The sequence below is a fragment of the Lapillicoccus sp. genome, from assembly GCF_025353065.1.
GTDB lineage: Bacteria > Actinomycetota > Actinomycetes > Actinomycetales > Dermatophilaceae > Lapillicoccus.
In genome coordinates this window covers 1-12,520 of sequence record NZ_JANXRJ010000219.1, presented here as the reverse complement: position 1 = coordinate 12,520, position 12,520 = coordinate 1, and the positions used below count along the sequence as shown (strand labels likewise).

The 12,520-nt window shown below is 70.1% G+C and carries 13 protein-coding genes; 10 read left to right on the top strand and 3 right to left on the bottom strand.

The annotated features are described in order from the left end of the window. Positions 1–33: 33 nt before the first annotated feature. From Q0R63_RS16475 to Q0R63_RS16455, 5 genes are all read left to right on the top strand, one after another. A complete protein-coding gene (locus tag Q0R63_RS16475) occupies positions 34–546 on the top strand; it encodes a hypothetical protein (protein WP_295699607.1) in 513 nt (170 codons plus the stop codon). 66 nt (positions 547–612) lie between these two features. Further along, positions 613–1,512: an alpha/beta hydrolase gene (locus Q0R63_RS16470; protein WP_295699605.1), complete on the top strand. Its 900-nt coding sequence runs from the start codon at positions 613–615 to the stop codon at positions 1,510–1,512. Between the two features lie 69 nt (positions 1,513–1,581). Beyond that, positions 1,582–2,274: a phage tail protein gene (locus Q0R63_RS16465; protein ID WP_295699602.1), complete on the top strand. Its 693-nt coding sequence runs from the start codon at positions 1,582–1,584 to the stop codon at positions 2,272–2,274. Positions 2,275–2,383: 109 nt separating this feature from the next. Further along, entirely contained in the window at positions 2,384–3,133 is a 750-nt protein-coding gene (locus tag Q0R63_RS16460) for a CPBP family intramembrane glutamic endopeptidase (protein WP_295699599.1), read from the top strand. A gap of 178 nt (positions 3,134–3,311) precedes the next feature. After that, a complete protein-coding gene (locus Q0R63_RS16455; protein WP_295699597.1) occupies positions 3,312–4,421 on the top strand; it encodes a crosslink repair DNA glycosylase YcaQ family protein in 1,110 nt (369 codons plus the stop codon). A gap of 38 nt (positions 4,422–4,459) precedes the next feature. Here the strand turns inward: Q0R63_RS16455 and Q0R63_RS16450 are convergent, their stop codons facing one another. Continuing rightward, entirely contained in the window at positions 4,460–4,789 is a 330-nt protein-coding gene (locus Q0R63_RS16450; protein WP_295699596.1) for a TfoX/Sxy family protein, read from the bottom strand. Positions 4,790–4,829: 40 nt separating this feature from the next. Continuing rightward, the gene (locus Q0R63_RS16445) at positions 4,830–5,768 is read right to left on the bottom strand and encodes an aldo/keto reductase (protein ID WP_295699593.1); all 939 of its coding nucleotides are present in this window, start codon (positions 5,766–5,768) and stop codon (positions 4,830–4,832) included. Positions 5,769–5,833: 65 nt separating this feature from the next. Here Q0R63_RS16445 and Q0R63_RS16440 point away from each other — a divergent pair, with 65 nt between their 5' ends. The 3 genes from Q0R63_RS16440 to Q0R63_RS16430 all read left to right on the top strand — a co-directional run bounded on the left by Q0R63_RS16440 (position 5,834) and on the right by Q0R63_RS16430 (position 8,697). Then, positions 5,834–6,877 carry an LLM class F420-dependent oxidoreductase gene (locus tag Q0R63_RS16440; protein WP_295699590.1) on the top strand — a complete coding sequence of 348 codons (1,044 nt, stop codon included), beginning with the start codon at positions 5,834–5,836 and terminating at the stop codon, positions 6,875–6,877. 66 nt (positions 6,878–6,943) lie between these two features. Next, positions 6,944–7,798, top strand: a complete 855-nt coding sequence (locus tag Q0R63_RS16435) for an undecaprenyl-diphosphate phosphatase (protein ID WP_295699587.1) — start codon at positions 6,944–6,946, stop codon at positions 7,796–7,798. Positions 7,799–8,112: 314 nt separating this feature from the next. After that, a complete protein-coding gene (locus Q0R63_RS16430; RefSeq protein WP_295699584.1) occupies positions 8,113–8,697 on the top strand; it encodes a DinB family protein in 585 nt (194 codons plus the stop codon). 150 nt (positions 8,698–8,847) lie between these two features. Here the strand turns inward: Q0R63_RS16430 and Q0R63_RS16425 are convergent, their stop codons facing one another. Next, positions 8,848–10,554, bottom strand: a complete 1,707-nt coding sequence (locus tag Q0R63_RS16425; protein ID WP_295699648.1) for a formate--tetrahydrofolate ligase — start codon at positions 10,552–10,554, stop codon at positions 8,848–8,850. Positions 10,555–11,468: 914 nt separating this feature from the next. Here Q0R63_RS16425 and Q0R63_RS16420 point away from each other — a divergent pair. Continuing rightward, positions 11,469–11,591: a hypothetical protein gene (locus Q0R63_RS16420; protein WP_295699582.1), complete on the top strand. Its 123-nt coding sequence runs from the start codon at positions 11,469–11,471 to the stop codon at positions 11,589–11,591. After that, complete coding sequence (locus tag Q0R63_RS16415; RefSeq protein WP_295699580.1) at positions 11,588–11,932, top strand: type II toxin-antitoxin system HicB family antitoxin; 345 nt, start codon at positions 11,588–11,590, stop codon at positions 11,930–11,932. The genes Q0R63_RS16420 and Q0R63_RS16415 overlap by 4 nt, the downstream gene beginning before the upstream one ends. Positions 11,933–12,520 lie beyond the last annotated feature (588 nt).

Sequence of the window (12,520 nt, the reverse complement as noted above, 5' to 3'; positions counted from 1 at the left end):
CTATTCTCACCCACGACCCGCTAACGTCGTCGCATGACTGCCGATCCGCGTGCCACGCTGGCCACACTCGTCGCCGCGCTGGAGCGTCACCTGGAGGTCGCGTCCTCTCGCCGTGACCCCGATGACCCGTCCGTGATGGCCGCGGCGCAGGAGCTGGCGACCGCGTTCGACGACTACGACGAGGCGCTCTTCCAGGCCACCGAGGTGGCCACCCCGCTGGCCATCTACGACGGTCCGTTCGACGACGACGACGACGAGGACGACCAGCCCGACGGCGAGGTGGCCGACACCGGCGTCTACTCCGGGCTCGAGGACGACGACCTCGACTACGGGGACGACGGCGCCCCCACCGTCGAATCCGCCACGGACGAGGACGAGGACGAGGACGAAGACGAAGACGAGGACGACGAGGACGACGACCTCGAGGACGAGTTCGACGACGACGACGACGACGACGACGACGACGACGACGAGGACGACGACGACGACGACGAGGTGAGCGCGCTGCCTCACGGCGCCCTGACCCCGCACGCCAACCCTCGCTGACAGCACCCCCGACCCTGCCTCCACCTGCCTCCAATCGGCGGTGGCGCGTCGTAACGAACTCCTCCTATGGGACGACGGCAGGCGCTCACGGCGTGGATGATGCAGAAGGCGGGTCCGTTCACGGTCCGCTACGGCGAGGGGCTGGACCTTGCGAGCGCCGACCTGCCGGCTCCCACCCGGATGCGGATCCCGACCCGTGAGGGCGCGGTGCGCTGCCGGGTCCAGCACCCGCGGCCGAGCGCCACGCCGTCCCCGGTCGTCGTGCACTTCCACGGTGGCGCCTTCATCGTGCGCTACCCCCAGATGGACGACTTCTACACGCGCTTCCTCGCCGACCAGGTCGGCGCGGTGGTCGTCTCCGTCGACTACGACGTCGCTCCGCAGAAGCACTACCCGGTCGCCCAGCACCAGGCTCACGACGTGGTGGCGTGGTTCGTCGAGCACGGCGCGGGGATGGGGGTGGACGCGCGGAGGATCGCCATCAGCGGCTTCAGCGCCGGCGGCAACCTCGCCGCCTCCGCGGCGCTGCAGGCCCGTGATGCCGGGACCTTCGCGCCCGCGCTCGTCGTCCTCGGCGTGCCGTCCCTCGACGTGGCCGAGCCGACGACGGCGAAGACGGCGACGATCGCCCGCCCGATGATCGACGCAGGACTGCTGGATCTGGTCCGCGAGACCTACTACCGGGATGCCTCCCGGCGGCCTGAGCCCTATGCCTCCCCGCTGCTCGCGCCCGACCTCACCGACTACCCCCCGACCCTCGTGCTCACGGCCGAGGTCGACGCCCTGCGCCGAGAGGGCGACGCCTTCGCCGCTCGCCTGCTCGAGGCCGGCGTCGACGTCACCCACCACGTCGTCCCCGATCGCGACCACTACTTCATGCTCGCCAGCGACGCGGAGCAGGCCCGGGAGACCCTGGACCTCATCGTGGCCCACCTGCGGGTGGCCCTCGTCGACCTCGCCGGCTGAGGACCTGCCGGCTGAGGACCTGCCGGCGAAGGACCTTGCCGCGACGTCACCGAGCGAGCACGATGCGGCATGACGAGTTTCGGGGTCCAGGTCCGGTGGGACGGAGAGGTCGTCTCCGGCATCACGTCGGTCACGCCGCTCAGCGACAGCGTCGAGGTGGTGACGCTGCGGGAGGGCGGGTCCGACGCGGTCCGCAAGATCCCCGGACGGTCCGACGTCAGGGGAGTCGTGCTCGAGCGGGAGGTCACCGCGGACCTGACGTTCGACCTCTGGGCGAGCGGACCGCTGCTGCGCAAGGACGTCGAGCTCGAGCTGCTCGCCTCTTCGGACTCGCTGATGGTGGTCTACCGCCTCTACCGGTGCTGGGTCAGTGGGTATGCCGTGTCGCCCGACCTCGCGACCGGCGTCGTCCGCGAGTCGCTGACCCTCGCCACCGACGGGTGGGAGCGGATCAAGCCGCCCGCCGCCGACCTCGCCGACGGGATCGCCAGGTCGCGTGGGAGCGCCGTCCAGCGGGTCCACCTCGGCGCCCTGCTCACCGGGAGCGTCGCGGAGACCGCGCGCAACCTCGGCGCCGTCCTCGACGAGGCGAGCCAGACGGGCGCGATCCTCCTCTTCGACGAGGCCGACGCCCTGTTCGGCAAGCGGACCGACGTGGCGGACGCCCATGACCACTTCGCCCCCACCGAGGTGGACGCGGTCCGGGACATCCTTGCGAGGCATCAGGGCCAGGTCGTGGTCTCGCCGCCGGACCCGTCGTGACGCACCCCGACGCCCCGGACGAAGGCATGCTCGCCGCCATCCGGAGGGGACGCCGACCGGCGCTCCCGACCTGTGAGCCCATCACAGGCTGGGCTGCCACACTCTCGAGATGCCCACCTCGATCGCGTGTCCCGAGACCACGGAACGACCGCAGCGGCAGCGCCGCGCGCTCGCGGCCACCGTCATCGTGGTGCTGGTCCTTGCGGGCGTGAACGTCGCCGACCACGTGCTCGGCTGGAACTCGCTCTGGCTCGGCCCCGCCGGCGCCGCCGTGTTGCTGGCCTTCGCCTGGTGGCAGGGCCTGACGTGGCAGCAGCTCGGACTGGCGCGGCATACCCACGCCCGCGGTCTGCGCTGGGGCCTCGGGGTGATCGGCGTCGTCGCCGCGATCTATCTCGCCGGGGTGCTGCTGCCGACCACCCGCTCGGCCTTCCTCGACGCCCGCTACCACCTGCCGCCGGCGAGTGCGTTGCTCACGGCGTTCGTCGTCATCCCGGTCGGCACGATCCTCCTCGAGGAGGTGGCGTTCCGCTCGGTGCTCTGGGCCTTCCTGTCGCAGCACGCGCGGACCGGGCAGGTGCTGGTCCTGTCGTCGGTCGCCTTCGGTTTCTGGCACATCCTGCCCGCGATGGCCACGGCGACCGGCAACCCGGCGGTGGGTAGCGCGGTCGCCGGGCTCGGCCCGTTCGCCAAGATCGCCGTGGTCGCCGGGACCGTCGCGTTCACCGCCCTCGGCGGCGTCGTCGCCGGGGAGCTGCGGAGGCGCAGCGGCAGCCTCTTCGCGAGCGTCGGGATGCACTGGGCGACCAACGCCCTCGGTGTGCTCTTCGGCGTGATGGCCTGGCACCTCGCGACCTGAGCGTCGCTGAAGGGTCTCGACCGGCACATTCGCCGGGCTACCCAGGCGTAACGACGACCGTTGGTCCCTGCGGTGAGTCGCAGCACGCTCGGCTCGAGTCGACCGGCGTACCAACGGTCGTCGTTGCGCGTTACCGTCTTCACCCTGACGAGCCGCCCGGCGTCCTAGGCTCACCCCTGTGCCGACGGTCCACCAGCTCTCGCGCCGGGACGCCCGCCGCATCGCCGTCCGGGCTCAGCTCCTGAGCGCCGACCGGCCGACCGACCTGCTCGCCACCGTCCGTCACCTGACGGTCCTGCAGATCGACCCCATCAGCGCGGTCGCGCCGAGTGCCGAGCTCGTGGTGTGGAGCCGGTTGGGGTCGACCACTCCGCCGGATGCGCTCCGGGACGCCTTGGAGACACAGGACCTGGTGGAGCTGCGCGGGATGATCCGGCCCATCGAGGACGTCGCCCTCCATCGGGACGACATGGCGCACTGGCCGGGGCAGGGCGAGGTGGCCGAGTGGCAGGAGGATCAGCTCGAGTGGGTGATGGGCAACGACGTCGCACGCCTCGACGTCCTCGATCGGCTCCGTTCGAACGGCCCGCTCCCGGCCACGCAGCTCCCCAGCACGTTCGCGAGGGCGTGGGTCTCGAGCGGATGGACGAACGACAAGAACCTCACCCAGCTGTTGCATTTGATGGTCCTGCGTGGCGAGGTCGCGGTCGCGGGTCGGGACGGCCGTCACCGAGTCTTCGACCTCGCTGAGCGGGTCTATCCCGACGTCCCCGTCGTGCCCTCGCGCGAGGCCGGGCTCATTCGCGACGCGCGCCGACTCCTGTCCCTCGGCATCGTCCGGGCCACCGGGCGTGACCTTCCGGGGGGCGAGTCCGTCATCGTCGCCACCGGGGGCGAGCGCGCCGTCGTCGAAGGACTGCCGGGGGAGTGGGTCGTCGAACCGTCCCTTCTCGGTATGCCGTTCTCCGGCCGCGCCGCCCTGCTGTCCCCATTCGACCGGCTCCTGCACGACCGCCGGCGGATGGGGGAGCTGTTCGAGTTCGACTACCAGCTGGAGATGTACAAGCCCGCCGCCAAGCGCCGGTGGGGCTACTACGCGCTGCCGATCCTTTACGGAGACAGACTGATCGGCAAGCTCGACGCCAAGGCCGACCGTAAGGCTGGCGTGTTCTGCGTCGATGCACTCCACGAGGACGTGCCGTTCAGCCGGACGACGGCCACGGCGGTGCATCGCGAGATCACCGACCTCGCCCGGTGGCTCCGGCTCGACCTGGTGCTGCCTGACTGAACCCTCCCCGACCCGCCGGGAACCGTCGGAGAGCAGTGCTACTTCGGCGGCAGGGACGCGGCATACGTGATGCCGAGGGCGACCCACCGCTCCAGGTCGTCCTCGGTCGCGACCGCCTCGGGGTCGACGCCGAGCCAGCCGTGCATCTCGCGGCCGCGCATCACGAACGGATGCACGTGGATACCGTCGATGAGGTCGTTCGCAGCAGGGTCGACACGCAGCAGCAGCCCGCCGCGGCCGCTCGCGGTGACCGCCATCCGGCCGCCGACGAGGAAGGCGAGCCCGCCGAACATCTTCTTCTCGCTCAGGCCGGGCGTGCCCACGAGGACGTCCCGGACCCGCTCGGCCAGCTCCGCGTCGTAGGCCATGGGGCGAGTCTGGCGCACGCTCGCGCCAGTGACCAGCAGCTCAGAGCGAGACCTCGTCCAGCGCCTGGGTGATCTCACGCGGCAGCTCGAGCTCCTCGCTGGCCAGCGCCGTCCGCAGCTGGGCCACCGTCCGGGCGCCGACGATCGGGGCGGTGACCCCGGGCCGGTCGCGCACCCAGGAGAGGGCGACCTCGGTGGGGGAGACCTGCAGCCCGCGGGCCGCCGTTGCGACGGCCTCGGTGACGGCGACGCTGTGCGCGTCGAGGAAGCGCTCGGCGAAGCCGGGGAAGTCGCGCGACGTCGCGCGCGAGTCGCTGGGGATCCCGTTGCGGTACTTGCCGGTCAGCACGCCACGACCCAATGGTGACCACGGCAGCAGCCCGAAGCCGAGCGCGGCGGCTGCACCGACGAGCTCGAACTCCGGGTCCCGGTGGATGAGGGAGTACTGGGTCTCGTTGGCCACCAACGGGATCCGCGCCTGCTCCAGCAGTGACACCGCTCGGGCCGTCTGCCAGCCGTTGTAGTTGGAGACCCCGACGTAGCGCGTGCGCCCGCTCGCGACCGCGGTCTCGAGCGCCGACATCGTCTCCTCGAGCGGCGCTTCGCCGGACCACGCGTGCACGAGCCAGAGGTCGACGTGGTCGGTGCGCAGCCGCCCCAACGAGGTGTCGAGCTGGCGCAGCAGGCCGCCGCGCGAGGTGTCGACCACGCGGGTCTCGCCGCGCCGCTCGACGCCGGACTTCGTGCAGAGGACGAGGTCGTCGCGCGGGACGACGTCGCCGACGAGGGTGCCGAGCATGGTCTCGGCGGCTCCACCGGCATACCCGTATGCCGTGTCGACCAGCGTGCCGCCCGCCTCGACGAACGCGCGCAGCTGGTCGCGGCAGTCCTCCTCCTGGACGCCGCGGCCCCAGGTCATCGTGCCGAGAGCCAGGCGGGAGACCCGCAGGCCGGAACGGCCGAGACGTCTGTGGCGCATGTCTCCATACGCTACTGGCGCCGAGGCGGACAGCCGTCGCGGCATACCGGGATAGCCTGCGACCCATGCAACTCGGACTCAATCTCGGCTACTGGGGTGCCGGCAACGACGCCGACAACATCGTGCTCGCGAAGGAGGCCGACCGCCTCGGGTATGCCGTGGCGTGGGTCGCCGAGGCCTACGGCTCCGACGCCCCCACCGTCCTCGCCTGGGTCGGCGCGCTGACCGAGAAGATGGACATCGGCGCGGCGGTGATGCAGATCCCGGCCCGCACCCCGGCGATGACGGCGATGACGGCCGCGACCCTCGACACCCTCTCGGGTGGCCGCTTCCGTCTCGGCCTCGGGGTGTCCGGGCCCCAGGTGAGCGAGGGCTGGCACGGCGTGCGGTTCAGTGCGCCGCTGGGGCGCACCCGGGAGTACGTCGACATCGTGAAGATGGCGCTCCGCCGCGAGAAGGTCGCCTACGACGGGAAGCACTTCACCCTGCCGCTGCCGGACGGCCCTGGCAAGGCGCTCAAGCTCACCGTCCACCCGGCGCGCGAGCAGCTGCCGATCTACCTCGCCGCGGTGGGTCCGAAGAACCTCGAGCTCGCGGGCGAGATCGCCGACGGCTGGCTCGCGATCTTCTTCAGCCCGGAGCACTCGGGCGACCTCATGGAGTCCGTCGCGACCGGCGCCCGGAAGGCCGGCAAGGGCACGCCCGACAACCCGTTGGCCGGCTATGACATCGTCCCGACCGTGCCCGTCGTCATCGGCGACGACCCGCAGGCCTGCGCCGACCAGGTCCGCGCCTACGCGGCCCTCTACATCGGCGGCATGGGCTCGCGGGAGAAGAACTTCTACAACCAGCTCGCCGTGCGGATGGGTTTCGAGGAGGCGGCACAGAAGGTCCAGGACCTCTACCTCGACCGTCAGCCGCGCGAGGCCGCAGCCGCGGTGCCCTTCGAGTTCCTCGACGCCACAGCGCTGCTCGGCTCACGCGACCGCATCAAGGACCGCCTCAGCCGGTATGCCGACGCCGACGTCACGACGCTCAGCGTCAGCAGCACCGCGCCCGGCATGGACGACCGCCTCGAGGTCGTCCGGACGATGTCCGAGCTGATCTGAGCCACCCGCGCCCTTCGGCGCCGACCGTGCACGCCCGCCCCTTCAGCCCTGAGGTGACTCCCGCTCGTGTCGGACCTGACCTATCTCTCATCCGTGATCCTCGGCGTCGTCGAGGGCCTGACCGAATACCTGCCGGTGTCCTCCACCGGCCACCTGACCATCACGGAGAAGCTCCTCGGGCTGCAGGTCAGCGACCCGGCGGTCACGGCATACACCGCGATCATCCAGCTGGGGGCGATCGCCGCGACGATCCTCTACTTCTTCAAGGACATCGTCCGGCTGCTCGTCGCGTGGTTCCGCGGCCTGACCAACGCGGAGGCGCGCACGGAGCACGACTACTCCCTGGCCTGGGCGGTGATCATCGGCTCGATCCCCGTGGCGATCGTCGGGTTCCTCGGCAAGAACCTCGTCTCGGGTGCGCTGCGCAGCCTGTGGGTCGTCGCGGCCGCCCTCATCGTGTGGAGCGCGGTCATGTGGGTCGCGGAGACGCGGCATACCAGGCTCCTCGCGACCTCGGGCGAGCGGGGCGAGGGCACGATCACCGTCAAGGACGGCCTCGTCATCGGCCTCGTCCAGTGCTTCTCGCTCGTGCCGGGGGTCTCCCGGTCCGGCGCCACGATCTCCGCGGGCCTCTTCCGGGGGCTCGACCGCGTGACGGCGACCCGGTTGTCGTTCTTCATGGCCATCCCCGCCCTCACCGCGGCAGGGCTCTACGAGGCTGCGTCGACGAACCTGTCCAGCCTCGGCAAGGGGCAGATGGCGGTTGGCGTCGTCGTGGCGTTCGTCGTGGCCTACGCCTCGATCGCGTGGCTGCTTCGGTTCGTCGCTACGAACTCCTTGAAGTCGTTCGTCTACTACCGGGTCGCACTCGGCGTCGTCCTCATCGTCCTGCTTGGTGCGAACGTACTCACCGCGACCTGAGTTCGGCAGCCACGTGAGGCGGATGGGTGGAGTCGGCAGATTTCTTGGGTGGCATTGGGTCGGGTGGTTGGCCACCATGCCGCCTCGACGATGCGGACATGCTCGCGTTGGCGCCTGACCCGACGTCGCGCGTGGGTGCCGCGCAGTCGTGCAGAGCGTGGCCGACGCCAGGCACCTGCCAGCCTCGACGCTCGTGCGCTCGTGGATCCTCGACCGACTGGATCAGGAGAGCGCCTGACGATTCACCGCAATGGACGGCCGGTTGACGCGCGACCTCCTGCCACCCGGTGGCACGGCTGGCAGGGTGGTGGCCCATGAACGACGACGCGGCGAAGGCCAACCTCCATAACTACCTCAAGCACGAGCGCGAGGCGGTGCTCTCCAAGCTGGACGGACTCGGCGAGTACGACGTCCGTCGCCCACTGACCGTCACCGGGACCAACCTGCTGGGCCTGGTCAAGCACCTGGCGACCTGGGAGGCCAGGTATCTCGGCGAGGTCTTCGGCCGTCCCTTTCCGGAACCCCTGCCTCGGTGGGACATCGAGGCGGACCGGCTCGCCGACATGTGGGCGACCGAGCACGAGTCACGCAGCGACGTCGTGGACCGCTACCGACGCGTGTGGGACCACAGCGACGCGACGGTCGCCGCCCTCGCCCTCGATGACACCGGCCGCGTGGCGTGGTGGCAGGACGCCGAGGTTCCCCTGTTCACCATCCTCGTCCACCTGCTTGCCGAGACGAGCCGGCACGCTGGACACGCCGACATCATGCGTGAACAGCTCGACGCTGCGGTGGGAACCGATGCTCAGGAGATGGCCACGCCGCAGCACGACCCAGCCTTCTGGAGGCAGCGACGCGAGGAGATTGACGAGGCGGCCAGGTCAGCCGGCTCACCATGAACGCAACACGACCTGCGCATTTACCGGCATACCACTGCCTGGGGCCGTAACAGCGCGCCCCCACGGCCTCCCAACCGTCGGACCTGCGCCACTGAGACCGTGACGAAGACCCCATCGGCGCTCGCGACAGCACCGTTACCTCGACGCCGGTCAGGACAGCCCCGTGACCACCCCTGCGTCGTCGATGTCGATCCGCTCCGAGGCCGGGTGCCGGGGCAGGCCAGGCATGGTCATGACGTCACCGGTGATGAGCACGATGAAGCCGGCGCCCGCGCAGAGCCGCACCTCCCGCACGTCGATGACGTGCCCGGTGGGCGCGCCGAGGGCGGTCGGGTCCGTGGAGAACGAGTACTGCGTCTTGGCGACGCACACGGGCAGGTGGCCGAAGCCGTCCGCCCTGACCTGCGCGAGCTGCCGGCGGGCCCGGGCACTGAAGGTGACCCCGGCGGCATCGTAGACGCGGGTCGCGAGCACCGTGACCTTGTCCTCGACCGAGCCGCTGTCCTCGTAGGCGAACCGGAAGGTCGACGGCTGCCCACCGTCGAGCCCGCCGAGCCCGCCGAGCCCGCCGAGCACGTCGAGGACCCCCTGGGCGAGCCCTGTCGCACCACCGCCGCCGTCCGCGACATGGGTCGTCACGTATGCCGTGAACCCGAGGTCGGCGGCGAGCTGCTCGACGCGCTCGAGCTCGGCCGGTGTGTCGCTGGGGAAGCGGTTGACCGCGACGACGACGGGCAGCCCGAACACGTCGCGCAGCGTCGTGAGATGCCGCTCGAGGTTGGCCGTCCCGCGATCGAGGGCCTCGAGATCGGGGGTCTGCAGGTCGGCGACCGCGACGCCGCCGTGGTACTTCAGGGCGCGCACGGAGACGACGACGACGGCGACGTCCGGGCGCAGCCCACTGGAGCGGCACATGAGGTCGAGGAACTTCTCGGCCCCGAGGTCGGCGCCGAAGCCCGCCTCAGTCACGACGACGTCGGCCAGGGCGAGGGCGGTGCGGGTCGCGATGACGGAGTTGCACCCGTGCGCGATGTTGGCGAACGGCCCGCCGTGGATGAACACGGGGGAGTGCTCCAGGGTCTGGACCAGGTTGGGCGCGAGAGCCTGTCGCAACAACACGGTCATGGCACCTTCCGCGATGAGGTCACGGGCACGGACCGGCTCCTTGGACCGGGTGTGGGCCACGACGATGTTGCCGATCCGGTCCTTGAGGTCGGCCAGCGAGTCGGCGAGGCAGAAGATCGCCATGAGCTCGGAGGCGACGACGATGTCGAATCCGTCCTCGCGGGGGTAGCCGTTGGTCGGGCCGCCCAGCCCGACGACGACCTGTCGCAGGGCCCGGTCGTTGAGGTCGACGGCCCGTTTCCACGTGACCGAGCGGACGTCGATGTCGAGGGGGTTGCCGTGGTGGACGTGGTTGTCGATGAGCGCGGCCAGCAGGTTGTTCGCGGCCTCGATGGCGGCGAAGTCGCCGGTGAAATGAAGATTGAGATCGATCATCGGCACGACCTGGGCATAGCCGCCGCCGGCCGCACCGCCCTTCATCCCGAACACCGGCCCCATGGACGGCTCGCGCAGCGCCGCCGCCGCCCGGGTGCCGAGCAGCCGCAGCGCGTCGGTGAGCCCGATCACCGTCGTCGTCTTGCCCTCACCGGCCGGGGTCGGGGAGAGCGCGGTGACGAGCACGAGCCGCGAGCCGGGCCGCGGAGTGAGCGACACGGCATACGCGAGGTCGACCTTGGCCTTGTCGTGCCCGTAGGGGACGAGCACCTGCTCGTCGAGGCCGAGGCTCTCGCGGGCGACCTCGGTGATGGGCAGCAGGTGCGCCGCGTGCGCGATCTCGCCGCCCGACAGCATCGTCACCCTCTCGTGGTGGCTCCCGTTGGTGGGCGCCTCAGCCCGAGCGTATGCCGCGCCCGAGGCCGCGAGAGCAGGCTCGCCGTTGCCATGCGGACGTCCTCGGGCTCAACACGGTAAGAACGGCCGCTCGCCCACTCGAGGCATGCCGAGGTTGCCGATCTCGGACCACATCAGCGCCGAGCCCCGCGTCCCCTACCGCGACGACTGAGCCGAGGTGGCGGACGGGCCAGGACATGTGACCCGCTCGCGATCGGTGCCGATGCGAACGACCCCTCGGCCTTGCCCGCTTCCGGGGCGGCGTGCTGAACTCGGAGATCACGGAAGACCGCCGCGGCGGCGCCGCCGCGGTGCCGAGCGACGACTCAGGGTTCCATAACCGCCTGTGTCAATGGCCGTGAGCCCGACCCGGCGAGCGCGCTTCCCGAGGAAGGTTTGGTACGGACAGGCAAACAGTGGTGACCGCCCGTCGTTGCTGGCGTGGCATTGCCGGTCACACGGTTACGGCGACGAAACTCAGCCTCGACGAGCGTACGGCCGACGCAGGGGCGCGCAGCATGTGGTTGGCAACGAGACCCCGTCGACCTCGCTCTGTCAAGCACTCACGACCGACACCTGATCCCCTTCTTGACATCCAGTCAACGGACCCCTCCCACCGGAGGGGCGCCACTTGCGGCGAAAGGACACGGCGGCTAAGCGGAGACAGGACACACGGCTTGACCGCGTGCTCGCGCCGATTGAGACGTTGACCGATACCCAGCCAGTACTGTTGGCGGTACCATCGAACAGTGCCCTCCGTTGCCAAGATCGTCGCCGCGATGCGGGCCAACCCGCGCAACGTCCGCTACGACGACCTGATCAAGGTCTGCCATTACCACTTCGGGCCACCACGGACCTGAGGCGGGTCGCACGCCGTGTTCAAGACGCCCTGGCCCGGCGACCCGCGGGTCAATATCCAGAACGACCACGGACAGGCCAGGCCTTATCAGGTCCGACAGGTCCTCGCCGCGATCGACAAGAAGGAAGGAACAGCATGACCCCCACCGGCATCGACATCACCCGCTACACCTACCGGGTCACCTGGTCCCTCGAGGACGACGAGTACGTCGCTACCTGCCTCGAGCTGCCCTCGATGTCCTGGCTCGCCTCCACCCAGGAGGATGCCCTGCGCGGTCTGCGCGACGCCATCACCGAGGTCGTCGCCGACCTGCAAGCCAGCGGCGAGCCAGTCCCGGACCCTCTGTCCTCCCGCAGCTACTCCGGCAAGTTCAACCTGCGCGTCGGCGAGCAGCTCCACCGCAAACTTGCCATCGAGGCCGCCGAAGAACACCTCAGCCTGAACCAATACGTCGTCCGTCGTCTCAACAACGCATCCTGAACTGCCTCGGTCATGGCGGTCGGCTCACGGCGGAGTGAGACGGCCGCACGCGCGGCGGTGAGACGCTAGCCGCTTCGCGGGCGGAAGGGGACGGCCGCTCTGGCTATGCTCGTAGTCTTGGCCCCATAGCCAACGAAGTTGCGCCCAGCGCATCGCAACGCTGGATTGCCCGGCACCGTTCAGGCGTGCGACGGGGCATCATCACCTTCCTCGTCGTGGTCGTCGCCTACTGGGCCTGGACGCCATCCAATTCAGACAGTCGTGGAGGCACGCGCGTCGCCATAGCCACACTGCAGGTGGTCGTTGTCGGCTCGTCGTTTGTGAACCTGAGAAGTCTCTGCAGGTTTGTTGACAAATGGGACGCAAGGCACTCCGAGCCTCGCCCCAGCTGATCGGTCGTGACCCCCCTCGGCAGACAGGGTCATTGGGACATCGCAATCGGGGCGGCTAGGCGTCGGAGCCTTACTCGTCGTCGGCGTCGCCTACCGTCGAGGCGATGTAGACGCCCAGGTTCGCAGCAGGCTGGATGAGGACAACAGGGTCATCGCAATGGCGCGAGACCGAGATCTTGCCGCGGGTGGACCCGTT